The sequence below is a fragment of the Amycolatopsis sp. genome (assembly GCF_025464955.1).
GTDB lineage: Bacteria > Actinomycetota > Actinomycetes > Mycobacteriales > Pseudonocardiaceae > Amycolatopsis.
Genome location: NZ_JAODNM010000167.1, coordinates 68,401 through 88,357 on the forward strand (window position 1 = coordinate 68,401; position 19,957 = coordinate 88,357).

The 19,957-nt window shown below is 68.7% G+C and carries 15 protein-coding genes and 1 pseudogene; 6 read left to right on the plus strand and 10 right to left on the minus strand.

The genetic code is table 11. The annotated features are described in order from the left end of the window. The first annotated feature begins 15 nt into the window (after nucleotides 1-15). Nucleotides 16-2,685, plus strand: coding sequence for an FAD/NAD(P)-binding protein (locus JWQ81_RS42075; protein ID WP_297550948.1), 2,670 nt, complete (start codon nucleotides 16-18; stop codon nucleotides 2,683-2,685). Here the strand turns inward: JWQ81_RS42075 and JWQ81_RS42080 are convergent. Beyond that, nucleotides 2,662-3,456, minus strand: a complete 795-nt coding sequence (locus JWQ81_RS42080; RefSeq protein WP_297550950.1) for an amidase family protein — start codon at nucleotides 3,454-3,456, stop codon at nucleotides 2,662-2,664. The two genes, JWQ81_RS42075 and JWQ81_RS42080, sit on opposite strands and share 24 nt — an antisense overlap. Then, nucleotides 3,348-4,106, minus strand: a pseudogene (locus JWQ81_RS42085) (amidase family protein); the annotation flags it as partial. The gene JWQ81_RS42080 and the pseudogene JWQ81_RS42085, both read right to left, overlap by 109 nt. A 112-nt stretch (nucleotides 4,107-4,218) precedes the next feature. Between JWQ81_RS42085 and JWQ81_RS42090 the strand changes: the two are divergent. Then, nucleotides 4,219-4,791 (plus strand): hypothetical protein, encoded by a 573-nt coding sequence (locus tag JWQ81_RS42090; protein ID WP_297550952.1) that lies wholly within the window; start codon nucleotides 4,219-4,221, stop codon nucleotides 4,789-4,791. A 170-nt stretch (nucleotides 4,792-4,961) separates the two neighbouring features. Here the strand turns inward: JWQ81_RS42090 and JWQ81_RS42095 are convergent, their stop codons facing one another. From JWQ81_RS42095 to JWQ81_RS42105, 3 genes are read right to left on the minus strand one after another with little or no spacing between them, the layout of a single operon-like run. Beyond that, complete coding sequence (locus JWQ81_RS42095; RefSeq protein ID WP_297550954.1) at nucleotides 4,962-5,411, minus strand: hypothetical protein; 450 nt, start codon at nucleotides 5,409-5,411, stop codon at nucleotides 4,962-4,964. After that, nucleotides 5,408-7,030 carry a GMC family oxidoreductase gene (locus JWQ81_RS42100; protein ID WP_297550956.1) on the minus strand — a complete coding sequence of 541 codons (1,623 nt, stop codon included), beginning with the start codon at nucleotides 7,028-7,030 and terminating at the stop codon, nucleotides 5,408-5,410. The genes JWQ81_RS42095 and JWQ81_RS42100 overlap by 4 nt, the downstream gene beginning before the upstream one ends. 10 nt (nucleotides 7,031-7,040) lie before the next feature. Then, entirely contained in the window at nucleotides 7,041-8,519 is a 1,479-nt protein-coding gene (locus tag JWQ81_RS42105; protein ID WP_297550958.1) for an aldehyde dehydrogenase family protein, read from the minus strand. Nucleotides 8,520-8,903: 384 nt separating this feature from the next. Here JWQ81_RS42105 and JWQ81_RS42110 point away from each other — a divergent pair, with 384 nt between their 5' ends. Then, on the plus strand, nucleotides 8,904-12,131 hold the full coding sequence (locus tag JWQ81_RS42110; RefSeq protein WP_297550960.1) for a tetratricopeptide repeat protein: 3,228 nt from the start codon (nucleotides 8,904-8,906) through the stop codon (nucleotides 12,129-12,131). A gap of 15 nt (nucleotides 12,132-12,146) precedes the next feature. Here the strand turns inward: JWQ81_RS42110 and JWQ81_RS42115 are convergent, their stop codons facing one another. After that, entirely contained in the window at nucleotides 12,147-12,461 is a 315-nt protein-coding gene (locus tag JWQ81_RS42115; RefSeq protein ID WP_297550962.1) for a zinc-ribbon domain-containing protein, read from the minus strand. A gap of 124 nt (nucleotides 12,462-12,585) precedes the next feature. After that, a complete protein-coding gene (locus JWQ81_RS42120) occupies nucleotides 12,586-14,010 on the minus strand; it encodes a PLP-dependent aminotransferase family protein (protein WP_297550964.1) in 1,425 nt (474 codons plus the stop codon). Nucleotides 14,011-14,110: 100 nt separating this feature from the next. On the opposite strand from JWQ81_RS42120, the gene JWQ81_RS42125 reads away from it, so the two are divergent. Continuing rightward, nucleotides 14,111-14,728: a disulfide bond formation protein DsbA gene (locus tag JWQ81_RS42125; protein WP_297550966.1), complete on the plus strand. Its 618-nt coding sequence runs from the start codon at nucleotides 14,111-14,113 to the stop codon at nucleotides 14,726-14,728. Nucleotides 14,729-14,753: 25 nt separating this feature from the next. Further along, entirely contained in the window at nucleotides 14,754-15,980 is a 1,227-nt protein-coding gene (locus JWQ81_RS42130) for an MFS transporter (RefSeq protein WP_297550968.1), read from the plus strand. Here JWQ81_RS42130 and JWQ81_RS42135 read toward each other — a convergent pair. After that, a complete protein-coding gene (locus JWQ81_RS42135; protein ID WP_297550970.1) occupies nucleotides 15,964-16,788 on the minus strand; it encodes an SDR family NAD(P)-dependent oxidoreductase in 825 nt (274 codons plus the stop codon). The two genes, JWQ81_RS42130 and JWQ81_RS42135, sit on opposite strands and share 17 nt — an antisense overlap. Nucleotides 16,789-17,001: 213 nt before the next feature. Between JWQ81_RS42135 and JWQ81_RS42140 the strand changes: the two genes are divergently transcribed. Next, nucleotides 17,002-18,765: an MFS transporter gene (locus tag JWQ81_RS42140; protein ID WP_297550972.1), complete on the plus strand. Its 1,764-nt coding sequence runs from the start codon at nucleotides 17,002-17,004 to the stop codon at nucleotides 18,763-18,765. A 77-nt stretch (nucleotides 18,766-18,842) separates the two neighbouring features. Here the strand turns inward: JWQ81_RS42140 and JWQ81_RS42145 are convergent, their stop codons facing one another. Both JWQ81_RS42145 and JWQ81_RS42150 read right to left on the minus strand, forming a co-directional pair. Continuing rightward, nucleotides 18,843-19,511 (minus strand): peptidylprolyl isomerase, encoded by a 669-nt coding sequence (locus JWQ81_RS42145; RefSeq protein ID WP_297550974.1) that lies wholly within the window; start codon nucleotides 19,509-19,511, stop codon nucleotides 18,843-18,845. 79 nt (nucleotides 19,512-19,590) lie between these two features. Then, the gene (locus tag JWQ81_RS42150) at nucleotides 19,591-19,845 is read right to left on the minus strand and encodes a DUF2631 domain-containing protein (RefSeq protein ID WP_297550976.1); all 255 of its coding nucleotides are present in this window, start codon (nucleotides 19,843-19,845) and stop codon (nucleotides 19,591-19,593) included. Nucleotides 19,846-19,957 lie beyond the last annotated feature (112 nt).

A 19,957-nucleotide genomic window follows, 5' to 3' on the forward strand; every position in this document is an offset into this window, starting at 1 on the left:
CCCCGGAGGTTCCCGTTGGCACACGGCAGGCGGAAGGTCGCGATCGTCGGGGCCGGAGCTTCGGGTGTCATCGCCGCTGTCCGGCTGCTGACGACCGCCGAGGAACGTCGTATCGCGCTTGACGTCCTGCTGGTCGATCCGGCGAAGTCGACCGGTCGCGGCGTGGCGTATTCCACGCGTGAGTCCAGCCATGTGCTGAACGTCCCGGTGGGCACCTTGAGCGCGGTCGCCGGTGATCCGGACCATTTCCTGTGCTGGGCCCGCATTCGGCTGGGCCGTGACGTCGAAGCGGGGGAGTATCTGCCGCGGCGATATTTCGGGACCTACCTTGACGAAGTGCTCGAGGAAACTGAACAACGCGGTGGCACTGCACGGTTGCGCCGAGTGCGCGAGCGGGCGGTCGGCGCCGAACGCCGTGCCGGCGGGATCGCGCTCAGCCTGTCGTCCGGCGCCGTCGTCGAAGTGCAGGCGGCTTTGCTCGCGATCGGTGTCTTTCCGCCCGGCTGCGACTGGGCGCCTGCCGAAGTACGCGCGTCGTCCAGGTTTGTCCGAAACCCTTGGGCGCCAGGAGCGCTCGCGTCCATTTCGGACACCGAGGACGTTCTTCTGGTCGGGACCGGGCTCACCATGGTCGACATGGCACTCGCGCTCGACCGGCCACAGCGGACACTGCACGCGGTGTCCCGGCACGGACTGCTGCCACGGCGTCATTCGTCGACCCCGGTTCCCGACTTCCCGGCACCTGATCTGTCGGATTGCGCCGACCTGGAGTCCTTACGCGGCGCGGTTCTCCAGCACGTGCGGACGTCGGCGCGAGACGGGCTCGGGTGGCGGGCGGCCATCGACAGCTTCCGGCCGGTCACCGCGCGGGTCTGGAGTGGACTGTCCGAACCCGACCAGGAGCGGTTCCTCGGTTCGCCGTCCCGGTTGTGGGAGATCCACCGGCACCGGATGGCCCCGGCCGTCGCCGATCAGGTTCGGCGCATCCGCACCGAGGACAGGCTGCTGGTACGGGCCGGCCAGGTGCTCACCGGCGAAACCGACCGTGACGGCTTGCGGGTCGTCCTCTCCGACGGTCGTGCCGTGCGCGTCGGCGCCGTCGTCAACTGCACCGGACCGGAACGGGATCCGCGGGCGGTCCGCGATCCGCTGCTCTCCGGTCTGCTCGACAGCGGGCTTGCGCGGGCCGGGCCGCACGGCCTCGGGCTGGACACGGCTGAAGACGGCAGGTTGCGGACGGCAGGACCGGCGGCGGTTCCGTTGTGGACACTGGGTTCGCTCCGGGCGGGAAATCTCTGGGAGACGAACGCGTTTCCGGAGATCCGCGAGCAGGCGGACGTCGTTGCCGACGGCATCCTGTCCTTATTGGACGCGCCGAAAACGACTCGCAAACCCCGCGACCGTTACGGCCTCCCCTTGAGTACGACACGGCAGGCGGCCGAGGCCTTCAACGAAGGCGTCGATCGTATTCTTCGCGGTCAGCATGGAGCTCTGGAACGCTTCGCCGACGCGGTGGCTGCCGATCCCGGTTTTGTGGTCGGCCACGCCACGATCGCCCTGCTCGGCCACGAATGGGGCGCGCCGGTGGATGTCGCGTCGAGGATGCGGTCCGCGGTCGACGCCGGAGTCGTCCGCACCGACGAGCGTGAGCAAAGTTTCGTCGCCGCGGTGACCGCGCGGATGGCGAATCCCGCGGCGGGTGGCCGCGCGCTGCTCAGCCACATCGTCGACCACCCCCGTGACGCGCTCGCGATCAGCGTTGCCGTGCCGACCATCGCGTTCGGCGGGATCACCCGGGGCAAGGATTCCTGGTCGCTGGTCGAGAGCTTGGGCCGGACCTACGGTGACGACTGGTGGTATTCGAGTCAGTTGGCCTTCGTCCGGCAGGAGCAGGAACGGTGGGAGGAAGCGGAAACGCTTGCCGCCGGAGCGCTGGCGGAGGAACCGGCGTCCGGACACGCGGTGCACGCCCGCGCGCACGTCTTCTACGAAACCGGCGCACACCGGCCTGGCCTCGCCTGGATCGACCAGTGGATCCGGCAGTTCGGCGCGTCGGCGGACGGGCGTGCGCATTTCTCCTGGCATGCCGCGCTGCACGAGTTGATGCTGGTCGACGACACGGCCGTGCGACGCCGTTATGCGCGCGATCTCGCGCCCCCGTCGGTCACCGGCGCCCGTGTGCTGGTCGACTCGGCGTCCCTGCTGTGGCGGTGCGAAGTGACCGGCCGGCCCGACGACGAAGCCGAGGTCGAACCGTTGCTCGAGGCGGCACCCGCGGAGTGGCTGGTCCGCCCGCCGAGCCCGTTCGCGGCGATGCACGCGGCTATCGCGTTCGCCGCGGCCCACGACGCGGATAGCTTGGTGCGCCTGCAGCGTCATGCACGCGACCACACGTCGTCCACTTTCGCCGAAGTGGTTGCGCCATTGTGTGCGGGCCTGGCGGCGATTGTGGAGCAGCGCTGGACGACCGCGGTCGACATGCTTCGGTTTGTGCGGCCGAAGCTGAGCCGAGTCGGTGGAAGTGACGCACAACGGGAAGTCGTCGAAGATACTTTGGTGCATGCCCTGATCCGCGCCGGCCGTCAGGCCGAGGCGGCCGACATGTTGTCCGCGCGCCTCGACCGGCGACCTTCCCCGCTCGACGAGCTTCGGCTGTCCGAACTACCCGTGCGACACGCTGACTGAGCCCATCGGGTCGATCGGCGTCAGCCGTCCGGTGACCGTCTCGATCACCGCGGCGGCATCGAACAGGAGGTTCTCTTCGAAGCGGCCGCCGATCAGCTGGACCCCGGTCGGCAGTCCTTCGTGGACTCCGGTCGGTACGGCGACGGCGGGGAAACCCAGTACGGGTACCGCGGTCATCGGCCATTGCGCGGCGATGAGTTCCCGTGTCCGGTTCGGGCCGGTCAGGTCGGCGTCCTGTTCGAACGGTGGTTCGGCGGAAACCGGGGTCAGCAGGAGGCGGTCCGAACCCAGTAGCTGCTGGAGCTGGGTGATCAGTGTCCCGCGCCTGGCCATTCCGTTGCCGTAGGCAGCGAAGTCCAAGCCATCGCCCCAGATTTCGGACCTGATCGCGAGCTGCGAGGCGAGCGACTCCCGGACCGAGTCGTCGCCGAACTCCTCGACCGTCGGCATCATCAGGCCGATGTCGCCGATGACCAGCAAGGACCAGAGCCGTGCGGCTTCGCCGAGTAAGGGGAGTTCGATCTCTTCGACCACGTATCCGGCGTGTTCGAGCCGTTCCGCGGCAGCGGAAAGCGCGGCATCGACCGCCGGATGCGGTTTCGCCAGCCCGACATCGCGGACGACGCCGACTTTCGGCAGTCCGTCGCCCGGTTGCGGGCTGCCGGAGCGGGAACGCTGAACGGGTCGCGAAGATCCACTGTGGACATGACGTCGAACGCGAGCCTGACGTCGGACACGGTGCGGGCCATCGGCCCGTGCACGGCCATGCACTGGAACGACAGTGGACTGTCCATTCCGGACTTGTCGGCGTCCGACCAGATCGGCATCCGGCCGACGGTCGGGCGGATGCCGACCACGCCGCAGGAGTACGAGGGGTAGCGGATCGAGCCGCCGATGTCGTTGGCCTGGGCGAGTGGGACCATTCCGGACGCGAGCGCGCTGGCCGCGCCGCCGCTGGAGCCGCCCGGGGTGCGGCCGGGGTCCCACGGGCTGAGTGTGCGGCCGTGCAGGTCGTTCGTGGAGAACCAGCGCAGGGCGAAGGCCGGGCTGTTGCTGCGGCCCAACATGATCGCGCCTGCCGCGCGGAGCTCGGCAACGCAGAACGCGTCGCCGTCGGAGATCGTGTCGGCGAACGCGGACACGCCCATCGACGTGGCGTGCCCCGTCTGCTCGGTGTTGATCTTGACGGCGACCGGCACTCCGTGCAGCGGCCCGACGTCCTCGCCCGCGGCGATCGCCTGGTCAGCGTGCCGGGCGGCCGCCAGCGTGTCGCGCTCGGAGATTCCGGACAGCGCGTTCAGCGCGGGGTTGACCTCGGCGATCCGGTCCAGGCATGACCTGGCCGCCGCCTCGGCCGAGACCTGTCCGGTCCGGATCCCGGTGGCGAGTTCGGTGGCGGACCAACGCCAGAGGTCGTCCATGAGCACTCCTTGAGCGGGCGTGGCAACGTTGTTGTACAACGACGTTGCATATGATGTGCAACAGTGTTGTACCTGCTCGGTGGCCTGTCAACCCTCGGACTAGAGTGTCCGCATGCCCGTGGACGTCGACACCTCCCAGCGGCTGGACGCGATCGCGTCGGCCACCATCGCCGTCGCGAAGGAGTCGGGCGCGCGAGCGGTCACGATCCGCACGGTGGCCGGGCACCTCGGCGGTTCGACGACGGTGGTGACGCACTATGTGCGCAATCGCGCCGACCTGATGGCCAACGCCGCCCGCTTCGCGCTGAGCATCTGGCGCCAGGAGATGGAAACCCGACTCGACGGCCTCGTCGGCCGCGAGCGCCTGCTCGCCTTCGCCCGCTACTGGACCACCACCACGCCCGACGACCGCGCGCTGCGTTCGCTCTGGATCGAGATGCTGTCGATGAACGACCCGGACTCCATCGCGCGCGACGCCGTCCGCGAGGAGGCGAAACAGGAGCGTCTCGGCATCCTCGAACTCCTGCTCGGCGAAAACATCCCACACCCCGAACGTGCCGCGGACATCCTGTACCTGCTTATGCGCGGGTTTCTCATTTCCAGCGTCGAAGACCCGGATGGCTGGCCCTCCGAACGCGTCGCCGACGCCGCCGCCATCGTGCTGCAACTGCTGGCTACGGTGTGAGGTTCAGTCCGTTCTAGATCGCAACTCGCCGTCGAGTTGCGATAGTTAGCGTCCGCAAGGATCGCAACTCGCCGTCGAGTTGCGGTGAGGGACGCCCCACTGTGCGCTTTTGTGGGGTGGTTGAGCCTTCAAGGAGGGCACTTTTCCACAAAAGTGCCGTGCTTGAGGGCTCAACCAGGGCGCTTTTGTGGAAAAGTGCCGTCGTTGCGGGGGTCGGGGCGGTAGATCGGGCCGCGGGCGATGACCGGGCGCAGGAGGTCCGGGTCCACCGGCGAGTCCAGGTCCGCGGGGGCGGCGACTCGGCCGTGGTAGCCGATGCGGTCCTGGACGGACTTGTCCAGGAAGTACGCCCCGGCCACGATTTCCCCGAGTGCGGCGAACGTCGACGGCTGTTCGGCGCGCAAGGCGGCGAGTGCTTGGTCCGGTTCCGTTGCCGCGTCCGGGAAACCCAGCGCGGACAGTAGTGGCTCGACGAGGTCCGGGCGCACCGAAAGCACGTAGTCGACGCCGCTTCCGGCCACGGAAACCTCGCTCGCGCAAGGCATTCCGACGCCGGCCGGAATCAGGCCGTCCGCCAGCGCGGCGAGCGTCGCGCGCTGGGTGTCGTCCAAGGTGGTCACGCCGGGACCTCCTGACCACGTCGTGCCGTGATGAGCTGTTCGGTGCACCGCAACGCCATCGCCATGATCGTGGCGGTCGGGTTCATCCCCGACGACGTCGGCCAGTTGCTGCCGTCGAAGACATACAGGTTCGCGACGTCGTGCGTGCGCCCAGAAGGATCGACGACCGACTTGTCCGGGTCGGTGCCCATCATCGCGGTACCCAGCTGATGCCAGCCGGTTTCGCGGATCTGCGGCGCGACGAACGTGTGGTACGCGCCGGACGCCACAAGCGATTCGCGTGCCCGGTCGAGGTGGAAGTCCATGATCCGGCGGGAGTTCTCCCCGATCCGGTAGGTGATCTTGGGCGCCGGGATGCCGTGGGAGTCGGTCAGCTCGGTGTCGAGCGTGACCCGGTTGGCCTCCTCCGGGAGGTCCTCGGCGACGATGCCCCACATCGCGGAATGGTTGAGTCGCGATTGGACACCCTGGTGGAAATCGGTGCCCCACACGGTGTTGTGTTCGCCCCACGGCCACGCGCGGGTGGCGTTCACCGGTCCACCGGTCGGTTGCAGGCCCCATTTCGCCCCGCGCACGAACCCGCGGTCCGTGTCGGTTTCGTAGAACTGCAGCGAATGCAGGTGCTGGCCCCAGGCTCCGCGCGAGCTCTGCAGGTCTTCGGAGAACAGCCCGGTCACTACCCCGAACGGATGCAGCATGAGCCGTTTCCCGACCAGTCCCGACGAGTTCGCGAGCCCGTCGGGATGGCCTTTCGTCGCCGACAGCAAAAGCAGCCGCGGCGTGCCGATACCGTTCGCGGCCAGGATCGTCACCGCGGCGCGGGTCCGGTGCTCGTGCCCGTCGCGGTCGAACCACAGCGCTCCCTCCGCGAGCCCGCTATCGCCGACTTCGATGCGGTGCACCCGGGCGCCGGTGATGAGCCGGACACCGCGGTCGACGGCGAGCGGCCAGTGCGTGCGGTCGGCGCTCGCCTTCGCGCCGTCCGCGCAGGCCCACAAGCAGGCCGCTCGCTGCTGACACGGTCCCAACGCGCCGTACGCCCTGGTCGCGATCGCGTTCGGGCCTGGCCACCAGTGCCAGCCGAGCTCGTTGTGCGCCCGCGCGACCCGGGCGCCGGCGAGGCCGAGCGGCACCGGCGGCATCGGGGGACCGTCGCCCTCGGGGAACGCCGGGTCGCCCGCCAGCCCGGACACGCCGAAAGCCCGTTCCACGCGCTCGTAGTACGGCTGCAGCTCGCGGTAGCCCAGCGGCCAGTCGTCGGCGACGCCGTCGAGGGTCCGGACGCAGAAGTCCGACGGCAGGTTGCGCTGCCACTGCGCGGCGTAGACGACCGAGCCGCCGCCGACCGCGTTGTAGTTCAGGACGTCGATGGCCGAATCCGCGCCGTTGATCGGGTAGTCCCCGGCGAGGCCGCGGACGTTGGGATCCCACGCCCAGGTCGAGCCCGTGTTGATCTCGAAGTCCGGACTGGCCGCGCGGGCGAATTCGTAGTCGGGCCAGTCGCCCTGCTCCAGCACGACGACCTCGAACCCGGCCTCTGCCAGCCGTAAGGCGGCAACGGCCCCGGCCGGCCCCGCGCCGACTATGCAGACGTCGGCCTGGTCTGATGAAACCGTCAAGGTCACCCCTTCAGTACGGGTAAGCCACGGGAGTCCGCTGGAGTCCGATCCATCGGCGTTCGGTGAACTCGTCCAGGTTCGACGCGCCGCCGGCCCGCCCGCCCGAACCGGACAGCCCGAACCCGCCGAACGGGACATGCGCTTCGTCCAGGCAGGTCGTGTCGTTGACGTGCACCATGCCCGCGCGCACCTGTTCGGCGAACGCCAGCCCGCGCGCCTGGTCCCCGGTGAACACCGAATGCACCAGCCCGTAGCTGCTGTCGTTGGTCAGCCGCAGGGCCTCTTCGTCGCTGTCCACCACGATGACCGGCGCTACGGGTGCGAACACTTCTTCAAGGTATACCGGCATTTCCGGGGTGACCCCGCTCAGCACGGTAGGCCGCACGAAGAGGCGGTCGAAGGTGCCGCCTTCGACGAGTTCGGCACCCTGGTCGACCGATCGCTTGACGAGGTCGAGCCCGCGGTCGCGCTGTGTCTCGCTGATCATCGGGCCGAGGTTGACGCCGTCGTCGAGCGGATTGCCGACCACGATGCCCTTCGCCCTGGCGGCGAGCGCGGCGATGTAGGCGTCAGCGACGGAGGCAGCGACGATGTGGCGGCTCGCGCTGATGCACGCCTGGCCCGAGTAGTGGAACGACGACCAGGCGCCGACCATGCTCGCGGCTTCGACGTTAGCGTCGTCGAGTACGACGAACGCGTTGTTTCCGCCCAGCTCCAGCGAGACCTTCTTCAGCATGCCCCCGGCGACGCTCCCGATGTGCTGGCCGACCCGGCTGGACCCGGTGAAGTGGATCATCGTGGTGCCCGGATGGCGCACCAGCGCCTCTCCTGCCTGCGGCCCGAGCCCGGTGAGCACCTGGAGGACGTCCGGGGGAGCGCCGGCGTCGGCGAAGAGCTCGGCGAGCAGGAACCCGCCGGTCACCGGGGTCAGCTCAGCGGGTTTGAGGATCACGGTGTTGCCGAGCGCGATCGCCGGCGCCACCACTCGCATCGCGAGTACCAGCGGGAAGTTCCACGGTGTGATGGCCGCGACCACGCCGACCGGCACGCGCTGGACCAGGTTCAGCTTGCCGGTGTTGTGGGACGGCAGGACCTCGGCCGTGGCGTGGCTGGTCAGCGCGGCGGCCTCGTACAGCTCGTTGCAGGCGGCGCCGACCTCGTATTCGGCCTTGCCCCTGATCCCGCCGGTCTCGCGGATGAGCCAGTCGACGTAGTCGTCGGCGCGATCTTCGAGGAGCCTTGCGACGCGGCGCAGCAGCCCGGCCCGGACGTCGTAACCTGCTGCCGCCCAGCCCGGTTGCGCCGTGGTCGCCGCGGTGACAGCGGCGTCGACGTCGGCCTCGGTGGCCAGCGCCTGCGACGCCAGCGTCCGGCTGGTGGATTTCTCCTGGGAGGCAAGGGTTTCAGTGCCCAGGCCGGGCAGCCACGAACCCGAGCGGAACAGCTTGCCGTCCCAGCGCGTCGCGGCCGTTGCTGTCGGGTCGGTCATCGTTTCTCCCAGCGTCAGTGTCTGGTGAAGGCGTCTGGTGAAAGCGCTTTCTCATGACACCGTTGCGCTGAAGGCGGCTCCCTGTCAAGGCTGGGGAGCACGGCTTCGAGGGCCAGCCGTCGTACCCCATGCGGCGGCTGACCCTCGTCCCCAGCCCGGTCGGCTGGAATGGCCTCGTTGCCTTCGCCACCGGTACTTGCCGACGTTAGGTGAGGAGGGTGTACCGGTGCCTGTACTGCGGCTGGACCGCGATTGCCTCTTGTCCTGCCTGCTCTGAGCTGCGAAAACGCGAAGACCCTGCACTCGGGGGTGGTGCGGAAGCGGCACTTTCGCAAGACTGCATGGGTAGGTTGTGCGGCAGGGGTCGCGAAAGGACCAGCGATTGTGGGTGACGACCGGCCGTTCGACCGTTCGCTTCGTGACCGGCGGGTACTCGCGGGGCTGACGCAGGCGCAACTCGCCGAGCGGGCCGGGGTCAGTTTGCGAGCGGTTCGCAACGCCGAGCTCGGCACTGTCCAGCGGCCCCGGCAGGAGACGGTCCGCCGGTTACTGGCCGTGCTCGACGCCGCGGGCCCGGACACCGGCAGGCTCGTCCGGATCGGCGTGCTTGGCCCGCTGACCGTGCGGCGGGGGATCCAGGATATCGACGTCGACGCGGCGAAGCAGCGCTGGCTCCTCGCGCTGCTGGCCTTGCAACCGAACCACGTCGTGCGCCGCGACGAGATCGTCGACCTGCTCTGGGACGAGCGTCCGCCGGCTTCGTGCCTGGAACTGGTCCACACCTATGTCGCACGGCTGCGCAAGGCGCTCGAACCCGGGCGCGGCCCGCAGGAACCCGCGCGGACGATCATCACGGCCAACGGCGGCTACCTGCTCGCGGTCGGCGAGGACCAGCTGGACGTCCTGCAGTTCGAAGCGCTGGTGACCCGCGCCGGGCAGGCGTCGGCAGCGGGCGAGCCGGCCGCCGCGTCCAGCTTCTACCTGTCCGCGCTGGGGCTTTGGCGCGGCCCGGTGCTGGCCGGGCTCGATCGGTTTCGGCATCATCCCGCCGGTCGCGCGTTGGCTGGACGTCGTACCGCGGCCGTGTTGGCTTTCGCGGATGTCGCGCTGTCGCAAGGAGAGTACGACGTGGCCGCGACGCAGTTGCGCGCGCTGACCGTCGAAGAGCCGTTGCACGAACCCGCGCACGCCCGGCTGATGTTCGCCCTCGCCGCCTCCGGACAGCGTGCCGCCGCCCTCGAACTGTACGACGAGATGCGGCGCCGCCTGCTCGCCGAGTTCGACATCGAACCTGGCGCGGAACTGAGGCAGGCGCAGCTTTCGATACTGCACAACGACAATCGCGCCGGGACCTCGAGCGCCGCCGTCCAGCGCCGGCCTGCTCAACTGCCCGCGGACGTCGCCGGGTTCCGCGGCCGTGCGGGGCAACTGGCCGAGCTGGGCCAGCTGGCTACCGGCGGGGGAGACGTGCACATCGCGGTACTTTCAGGCACCGCCGGGGTCGGCAAAACCGCCGTTGCCGTGCACTGGGCGCATCGCGCGCGTGAGCTGTTCCCTGACGGGCAGCTGTACCTCGACCTGCGCGGTTACGGACCCGGCAGGCCCGTCGAGCCAGGCGACGCGCTGTCCGGATTCCTGCGTGCGCTGGGGGTCGAAGGCGGCGAGATCCCGGCCGAACCGGACGAACGCGCGGCGAAGTACCGGACGGTGCTGAACGGGCTGCGCATGCTGGTGGTCCTGGACAATGCCGGTTCCGCCGACCAGATCCGCCCGCTGCTGCCCGGCTCTTCGTCGTGCTTCGTGGTGGTCACCAGCCGCGATGCGCTGCCCGGCCTCATCGCGCGGCACGGCGCCCGCCGGCTGCCGCTCGACGTCCTCGGCCAGGAGGAAGCTTTCGACCTGCTGTGGGCGTTGCTTGGCTCCCGTGTGGACGTCGAGCCCGACGCCGCGCGTGAGCTGGTCGCGTACTCCGCGCGCCTGCCGTTGGCGCTCCGCCTGATCGCCGAACTCGCCAACAGCCGCCCGGGGGCGAAGCTACGCGCGCTGGTCGCCGAACTCGCCGACGAACGCGGCCGGCTCGACCTCCTCGACGGTGGTGGCGACCCGGGCACGGCGGTGCGGCCGGTGTTCTCCTGGTCCTATCGGCACCTTCCGGCGGACGCGGCCCGGGTGTTCCGGATGTGGGGCTTCCATCCCGGCCGGGACTTCACCCCCGGCGCGACCGCGGCGCTCGCCGACGTCAATGTCGACGAGGCGCAGCGGCTGATCGACGTGCTCGTGCGCGCGCACCTCGTCGGGGAAACGGTTCCCGGCCGGTACCAGCTGCACGATCTGCTGCGCGTGTACGCCGGCGAGGTCGCCGAGGAGACCGAAGCCGGCGGGCGCGAGGCGTTGACCCGGCTGTTCGACTACTACCTCTACGCCGCGTCGCGAGCGGTGGACGTCCTTTCGCCGCAAGAGAAGTACCTCCGTCCGGACGTCGGAGAGCCGGCTCTCGCGATCGACGACTGGCCTGGTCCCGCGAACGCCCAGTCCTGGCTGGAGGCCGAACGGCCCAACCTGATCGCCGTCGCCGCCCACGCCACCCGGAACGGCTGGCCGGACCATCTCCGCAGGCTGTCCACGATCCTGTGGCACTACCTCGACGCCGGCGGTTATCACGAGGATTCGCTCGTGTTGCACACCCACGCGACGGCCTTGGCGCACGATGCCGGCGACCGCGCCGGCCAGGCGGATCCGCTGACTCTGGTCGGCCTGGGGCATTGGCGCGTGGGCCGGTCACGCGAGGCGCTGCACTATCTGGAGGAAGCGCTCGTCATCGCCACGGACACCGGCAACAGGAGCACGGAAACCTACGTTCGGACCACGCTCGTCCTGGTCTGCCGCGCGCTGGGACGGTTCACCGAAGCCCTGGACTACGGAACGCAAGCGCTTGCGCTCGCCCGCGAGGCCGGTGACCGCACCGGCGAAGGCCTGGTGCTGGTCGTGACGGGGCTCGCCTGCCGTGAACTGGGGCGAGTCGGGGACGCGCTCGACTATCTGGAACAGGGTCTCGAGGTCACCCTCGAGACCGGCGACCGCACCGCGGAAGGGTATGTCCGGACCAATCTCGGCGACGTGTTCGCGGCGCAGGGACGCTACGACGACGCCATCCGGTCGCTGGAGGAAGGTATGGACCACCTCCGCGCGACCGGGACACGCACAAGTGAGGCCTACGCGCTGTGTTTACTCGGCGCCGTCCACCGGGCACTCGGGCACTATGACAAGGCCGTCGAATGCCTGGAGCAGGCACTGGTGATCGCCCGCGAAACCGGTGGCCGCACCAATGAGAGCGTCGCGTTGAAGAACCTGGGCGACGTCCACCAGGAACTCCGGCACTACGAAGACGCCGCACGCTACCTCGACGACGCGTTGGTCATCGCGCGGGAGTGCGGCGACCGGGGCGTGGAAACGCGGGTACTCAACAGTTTGGGGGCACTTGCCCGTGCCCGCGGATCCGCCGACGCGGCGATCGACCACTACCGGCAGGCCTTGGCCATCGCCCTTGAGACAGGAGCGCGAGGGGAGCAGGCGCTGGCACGACAAGGACTCGTGAGTGTTCCGGCCGGTTAGAAGCGGCCGGAATGCTCACGAGTGGTTCGGCGGCTGCTGAGCGACCTGCGGCTCGTACTGCACCGGGGGCTGCTGCATGGCAGGCTGCTGGCTCGCGCCCTGGGCCTCGGCCTGCAGCGCCTGCTCCTTGGTCAACCTGTTCGTCGCCCCGCAGAACGTGCACTGCGTGGTGTACTTGACGTTGATCGGGAACAGCGGGATGAAGAACAGCGTGAACTTCATGACGGCCTTGCGCAGCGCGTGCGCCGCGGGATTGCCGCACCTGCCGCACAGGAACGTCACCATGGCCAGCTGCAGGACCCTGGTCCGATAACCCCAGATCAAAAGCACGTGTACTCCTGTTGACTCGTTCGGCTGAGCGACAGCCTCGCACGCGGTTCCCCTTGTCCGTGGTGGAATACCGAAATCACGGCGGGTTCCGATGGCGAGCCGTGACCTGGTTAGGCCGTTCGGACTACCGCACCGCCGCGGCCAGGCGTCGGAAGCCTTCGGCGATGTCGCGCTGTTGGATCGAGCCGTACCCGAGCACGAGCCCGGGTTGCCCGGGATCGACGTCGCAGTAGCCGGCCAGGCTTTCCACCGCCACGCCCGCCTCCCTGGCTCGCCGCACCCAGCCGTCCACTTCGACTGTCGTTTGTGGAGCGATGCGGGTGCACAGGTGCAACCCCGCCGTCGATGGCACGACATCGAGCCGTCCGGCGAAATCGGCCTGCAGGATTCTTTCGATCTGCTCGCGCCTGGACGCGTATTCACGCGTCGCCTTGCGCACATGGCGGGCGAGGAGCCCCTCTTCGATGAACCGCGCCAGGGTGGCTTGGCTGACGAGGTCGCCGTGCCAGTCGGTGAGCTGCTTCGCCCACTTCAACGCGGGCCGCAGTGACGCGGGCGCGATCAGGAAACCCAGACGCAGCATGGGAAGCAACGTCTTCGAGAACGAACCGACATAGATCACCCGGCCGCTGCGGTCGAGGCGCTGCAACGGTTCGAGTGGGCGGTCGGAAAACCGGAACTCGCTGTCGTAGTCGTCTTCGATGACCACGGCGTCGTGCCGCTCGGCCCACTCCAGCAGCGCGGCCCGGCGAGTCAGGGACATCGACGTACCGAGCGGGAACTGGTGCGACGGCGTGGTGTAGACCAGCCGGGTGCCGTCGGGGATCGCGCTGACGTCGAGGCCTTCGGCGTCGACGGGGACCCCGGTGACCCGGGCGCCCAGGGAACGGAACAGCAGCCGCGCCGGCGGGTATCCCGGTTCTTCGACGGCGACGCGGTCGCCCGGCTCGATCAGGATGCGGCCGACGAGGTCCAGCGCCTGTTGCGCGCCTTGGGTGATGAGCACGTCGTCGGCACCGGCGAGGACGGACCTCGACGTCCCGATGTGCCGCGCGATCGCGGCCCGCAACCCGGCGTGCCCGGCGGAATCGCCGTACGTCGTGGTGCGGACGGCCGACGGCCGGAGCACGTGCGCGACCAGTCGCCGCCAGGTTTCGAGCGGGAACATCAGCGGGTCGGGCACTCCCACGGAAAAGTCGTAAGTCGCCGGAGAAGGTGCGGACTGCGCGAAGGCGGGGATGGACCGCCACTGGGCACGCGGCCGGACACCGGCGCCGGCGGGTGCGGTTCGGGGCCGGACGTGGTCGAGCGGACCAGTGTGGACGAACGTGCCGGCGCCGACCCGGCTGGTCAGGAAGCCTTCGGCGGTGAGCCGTTCGTAGGCGGTGGCCACCGTGTTGCGGGAGACGTCCAGCCGCTGCGCCAGCTCGCGAGTCGGCGGGAGCCGCTCGCCGCGGTGGAGCCGGCCGTCGAGCACGGCTTCACGCAGCTGGCGGTAGATCCGGGCGGTCAGGTCACCGCGCCCGCTGAGGCTGACATGGAAGTCCACTGCCCGACCGTACATTGGCCCAACTCGAATCGCTCAAATTGGTACTGGGGTATGGCCAATCCGACTCGTAGCGTGGCAGTCGACAGAAGGAGAAAAGCCCGTGACGATCGCGGACCTGTGGTTCGACCCGAAGTGCCCGTGGGCGTGGATCGCTTCGCGCTGGCTGCTCGAAGTGGAGCAACTACGCGACGTCGAGGTGCGGTTCCACGTGCTGAGCCTGTCGGCGCTCAACGAAGGCCGCGAAGGACTCGAGGAGTGGTACCGCGAGTGGTTGGACACCGGTTGGGGACCGGCGCGTGTCGCGAAGGCTGTCGAGCTCAAGTACGGCCCTGACGAGGTGCGGGACCTCTACACCGCGCTCGGCACTCGGATCCACCTCAAGAAGGAACCGCTCTGCCGCGGCCTCTATGCCGCCGCGTTGGCCGAGGTCAGCCTGCCGGAGAACTTCGCCGATGCCGCCGAGAGCGAAGACCTCGACGACGCTCTGCGGGCGGGCAACGAAGCCGGTCTCGGCCCGATCGGCGAAGACCTCGGCACCCCGGCGATCCACGTGAGCACCCCGGACGGCCGCCGCACGGCGTTCTTCGGCCCGGTCGTCACGCCGGCTCCTCGCGGCGAGGCCGCGGGCAAGCTTTGGGACGGGATCCTGCTCGTGGCGGGCACGGAAGGTTTCTACGAACTGAAGCGGGCCCGCACCAGCGGCCCGGTCGTCGGCTGAACGGGCGGACATGATGCGCGCCAGGATGGATCGTCCGATCCGCGTGCTCGCCGTGGCACAGGTGACCAGCTCGCTCGGCGACGGCGCCTACCTTGTCTGCTCGGCGCTGTACTTCACCTTGATCGTGGGGCTTTCGCTGGCGCAGGTCGGGCTGGGCCTCACGCTCGGGTGGGGCGTCGGTTCGGTGGCGGGTGTCGCGCTGGGGCATCTCGCCGACCGGCGGGGGCCGCGCGGCGTGGCCGTGCTGATGGCCGTCGCCACCGCGTCGGCGGTCGGCTCGTTCCTGTTCGTCCGGTCGTTCGTCCTGTTCGTGGTGATGGCGTGTGTGTACGCGAGCTGTCAGAGCGGCCTCGCGGCGGCCCGGCAAGCGCTGCTCGTGGGGCTGGTGGCCGAGGACGAGCGGACCGGGGTCCGGGCGGCGATGCAGTCGAAGACCAATGCCGGTCTCGCTATCGGAGCGGCACTCGGCGGGTTGGCTCTGCACTTCGGCACTCGCGAGGCGTACTTGGTGGTCTTCGCGATCGATGCGGCAAGTGTCGCTGTCGCCGCGCTGGTCCTCTCCCGGCTCCCGAAGGTCGCGCCGGTAGCCGCGCGCCGTGGTGAGCGCTCGCTGGCCGTGCTCCGGGACCGCCCGTACGCATTGCTCACCCTGCTGAACATGTTCATGGTGCTCTACATGCCGTTGTTCACCTTCGTCATTCCACTGTGGATAGTGCGGCGGACGCACGCGCCGGTGTGGACGGTCTCGGCGATGTTGGTGCTGAACATGGTCAGCGTCGTGTTGTTCCAGGTACGGGTGGCGCGCCGGGTGTCCGACCTGCGCGGCGCGGCCCGCTTCAGCCGCTACGCCGGTCTCGCGATGCTGGCCGCGTGCGCGGTGTTCGCCGTGTCGGCAGCAGGGACGTCGGCATGGCTGGTCGCGGCGATCCTGATCTCCGGCGCGTGCCTTCAGGTCATCGGCGAGATGATGCAGGCGGCCGGTAGCTGGCAGCTCAGCTTCACCTTGGCGCCGGCCGGTAAGCAGGGGCAGTACCAAGGCTTTTTCGGTGCCGGCGCGCCAGTCGCGAGGATGCTCGGGCCGCTGCTGCTGTCGACCGTCATCCTATCCTGGGGAGTCCCGGGTTGGCTGTTACTGGGCGGGCTGTTCGCGCTTGCCGGCTGCGCGACGGGACCCGCTGTCCGTTGGGCGGAGGGGCAGCGGACCCAGGCAGCCGTCGTTCCCGTGTTGGTCGCGCTCAGCCCATGCCGGTGAGGTTCGCGCTCACGTTCCACAGCTGCTTGACGGCGGTGAGGTTCTCGACGACGGCCGCGGCGTGGGCCGGTTCGGACTTCTCGTTGTAGTAAGCGCCGTTGAAGACCTTCTGTCGCATACACAACCGAGCGACAACGCGGGCGCCTTCGACGGCGGGCCGTCCGGCCTCGCTGTAGGTGGGCAGCAGCGCGGTGTCGAGGATCCCCGGGTGCACGCTGATCGCGGTCGAGCGCGCCGCCCCGTACATCGTCAGGCCCTTGGTGAACATGGTGAGCGCGAGCTTCGAACGCGAGTACGCCGAGTGGGGCGAGTAGCGGTGCATCTCTTTCAGCGCAGCCGGTTCGAGGCTGGCCCACACGTGGTGCGAAGACGACACGTTGACCACACGGCTCCGCGGAGTCGCGGCGAGTCGGCGCTCCAGCATCGTCGTCAGCAGGTACGGGGACAGGTAGTTGATCTGCCAGGTCCGCTCGTAACCGTCCTCGGTCAGCTCCCGGTGTTCCGCGCCGGCGATGGCGGCGTTGTTGACGAGCACGTCGAGGCGCGGATGGGCCTTGCTGACCAGGTGCGCCATGGTGGCGACCTCGTTGAAGCAGGCGAAGTCGGCCACCGCGCTGTGCAGCCGCAGGGGGTCGATACCGTCCTTGACCAGCCGCTCCATGGCGTCGTCGACCTGCCCGGCGGTCCGGCCGTGCACGATGACGTCGTGGTCGGCGGCCGCCAGCAACCGGGCGGTCTCGTAGCCGAGCCCGTCGGTGGCGCCCGTCACGAGGACAGTGCGGAGGTCTTCTTCTGCGGTGCCAGGCATCGGTGGTCCATTTCGACGGGTGACGCGGTTCTTGCTTCTTCCACTGAACATCCGCCCGCGCGTGTCCGCCGTGGCCTGCACGCCGTCGTGACAATGAAGGTCAACTTCCTAACGCTTCCCTGACGGCCTGTGACTTGTCTCTCCCTTTACTTAGTTGCCACACGCAAAGAAATTGCTTAGCCTTGCTAAGGGAAATGGGTAGGAGGATTCACTGTGTCGGATCGCAGGCAAAGGTCGGCGGAAGAGCTGGGCCCGCGCTACAAATGGATCGCGTTGTCGAACACGACGCTCGGGATGCTGATCGCGACGATCAACTCGTCGATCGTGCTGATCGCGTTGCCGGACATCTTCAAGGGCATCGGAATCAACCCCCTAGAGCCGGCGAACACGAGCTACCTGCTGTGGATGCTCATGGGCTTCATGGTCGTCACCGCGGTACTGGTGGTGAGCTTCGGCAGGCTCGGCGACATGTTCGGCCGCGCCAAGATGTACAACCTGGGTTTCGCGATCTTCACGGTGTCGTCGGTTTTCCTGGCCATTACGTGGTTCCAGGGTGACGCCGCCGCGCTGTGGCTGATCGGCTGGCGCATCGTCCAAGGGGTCGGCGGCGCGTTCCTGATGGCCAACTCCTCGGCGATCCTGACCGACGCCTTCCCGGCCAACCAGCGCGGGATGGCACTGGGCATCAACGGGGTCGCCGCGATCGCCGGGTCGTTCCTCGGGCTGGTCATCGGCGGGGTCCTCGCGCCGGTCAACTGGAACCTGATCTTCCTGGTCTCGGTGCCGATCGGGATCGTGGGCACCATCTGGGCCTACCTGAAGCTGCACGACACCGGCATCCGCAAGCACGCCCGCATGGACTGGTGGGGCAACATCACCTTCGGCGTCGGCCTGGTCGCGGTGCTCGTCGGCATCACCTATGGGATCCAGCCCTACGGCAGCTCCCAAACCGGTTGGGGCAGCCCGTTCGTGCTGACCTGCATCCTCGGCGGCCTCGTCGTGCTGGTCGCGTTCGTGGTGATCGAGCTGAAGGTCGACAACCCGCTGTTCACCCTGTCGCTGTTCCGGATCAGGTCGTTCACCTTCGGCAACATCGCCAACCTCTCGGCGTCGCTCGGCCGCGGTGGGCTGCAGTTCGTCCTGATCATCTGGTTGCAGGGGATCTGGCTGCCGCAGCACGGGTACAGCTTCGCGCAGACGCCGTTGTGGGCCGGGATCTACATGCTGCCCATGACCGTCGGGTTCCTGTTGTCCGCGCCCGCGTCCGGCATTCTGTCCGACCGCATCGGCAGCCGGATGCTCGCCTCGGGTGGTCTGGTCATCACCGCGATCACCTTCGGCCTGCTGATCATGCTGCCGGTCAACTTCGACTACTGGGCCTTCGCCAGGATCCTGCTGCTCAACGGAATCGGCATGGGCATGTTCTCCTCACCCAACCGCGCCGAGGTGATGAACAGCCTGCCCGCCGACGCCCGCGGCTCCGGTTCGGGCATGATGACGACCTTCCAGAACTCCGCGATGGTCCTGTCGATCGGCTTCTTCTTCAGCCTCATCATCGCCGGTCTGTCGTCGACCTTGCCGGCCACGATGAACCAGGGCCTGGTCGCGCACGGCGTCTCGGCGGCGCAGGCCGGTCAGATCGCCGGACTGCCCGCGGTGTCGATCCTGTTCGCCGCGTTCCTGGGCTACAACCCGATCCAACAGCTGCTGGGCGGTCAACTGAGCCAGTTGACGCCGGATCAGGCGAGCTTCCTGACCGGGCGCAGCTTCTTCCCGAACCTGATTTCGGGGCCGTTCTCGGAAGGTCTGTCGGTCGCGTTCGGCTTCGCGATCGTGGTCTGCCTCATCGGCGCTGTCGCGTCGCTGCTGACGAAGGACAAGAAGCCCGCCCCGGGCGTCGAACACGAATCCGTCGGCGCCGAACTGGCCGCCGTCGCCGGTGAATCCGGCATCGGCCCCAGCGAGCTCGTCCGGTAGGTGCCTGGCGTTCCCTCAGGGCCACCCCTGTGGCGTTCAAAGCCACAGGCGTGGCCCTGAGGGGTTTTTCGCAACTCTCAGCCGAAGGTGACGCGCTCGATCTTCACCGGCTTGGCGGGGGAGCCGTCGAGGGGGCCGCGGTCGCTGGGGATGATCCCGGCGGCGACGATCCGGTCGAGGACGTCCATGCCGTGGACGACCTTGCCGAGCACCGAGTAGTTCGCCGGGATGTTGGCGAACGAGTGCACGATGAAGAACTCGCTGCCGTTGGTGCCGGGGCCCTGGTTGCCCATCGCGATCGTGCCGCGCGGGTAGGTCTCCTTGCCGGTGACCTCGTCGGGGAACTGGTAACCAGGTCCGCCCTTTTCGACCTCGAAGATGTCCCCGCACTGCAGTACGCCGAGGCGGGTGGAGTTCGTCAGGCGCCAGCACTGGCTGTTGTTGTAGAAGTGCTGAAGCACCAGGCTCAGCATGTTGTGCACCGCGCACGGCGCCGCACCGGAACGGTCCAGCTCGACGGTGACCGGGCCGTAGTTGGTGGTGAACGTGACGTCGGCGTGCCCGATGGTCAACGCGAACGGCAGCGGCGGCAGCACCGGCCGCGCGGCCGGGTTGTCCGGCGCGGTCGGGGTGAACTGGCAGCTCACGATCGGCTTCGTCGAAACGGAGGCGTCGGCCGCGGGGGCCATGACGAGCCCAGCGGCGAGTACGGGAATGGCGGCGGCAAGAGCCCAGCGCAGCTTCATGCCCGGGAATATAGCCGCGGCGCGCAGCGCCTCCGTTGAGGGTGGTGGCGGGAGACGGGCGGGCTTAGATCGTCAGGAGCTACTTACGCCAGGCGGTGCGCTGCTTGCGGATGTCCAGCACCAGCGCGAACGCGAGCAGGATCGCAAGACCGACGAGCCACACGTTCTCCGTGTCGTTCTCGTGGTTGCCCTTGAGCATCAGCAGCAGCGCGACGACGCTGAACCAGCCGGCGATCCGGGTCGCCTTGGGGAAGGAACCGTGCCAGCCCCACTTGACCGAAGGCTCGTCATGGGGGTCCACCTCGGGTCGCTTTTCGACCGCCTTGCTCGCCACGCTGACTCCTCGCCGAACCTGTTTCCGCTGACTTCACCCATGATCCCACACGCCCGCGTCACTTCGGGTGAGGACCCGCGCGAGCTGGGACCCGGGCAGGGGACAATATCCG

Bases quoted from the DNA above. Each gene is read 5' to 3' on its own strand.
- JWQ81_RS42090 (WP_297550952.1), top strand. From the start codon at position 4,219: ATGCCCGTGGACGTCGACACCTCCCAGCGGCTGGACGCGATCGCGTCG.
- JWQ81_RS42105 (WP_297550958.1), bottom strand. From the start codon at position 8,519: ATGACCGACCCGACAGCAACGGCCGCGACGCGCTGGGACGGCAAGCTG.
- JWQ81_RS42130 (WP_297550968.1), top strand. From the start codon at position 14,754: ATGGATCGTCCGATCCGCGTGCTCGCCGTGGCACAGGTGACCAGCTCG.
- JWQ81_RS42135 (WP_297550970.1), bottom strand. From the start codon at position 16,788: ATGCCTGGCACCGCAGAAGAAGACCTCCGCACTGTCCTCGTGACGGGC.
- JWQ81_RS42145 (WP_297550974.1), bottom strand. From the start codon at position 19,511: ATGAAGCTGCGCTGGGCTCTTGCCGCCGCCATTCCCGTACTCGCCGCT.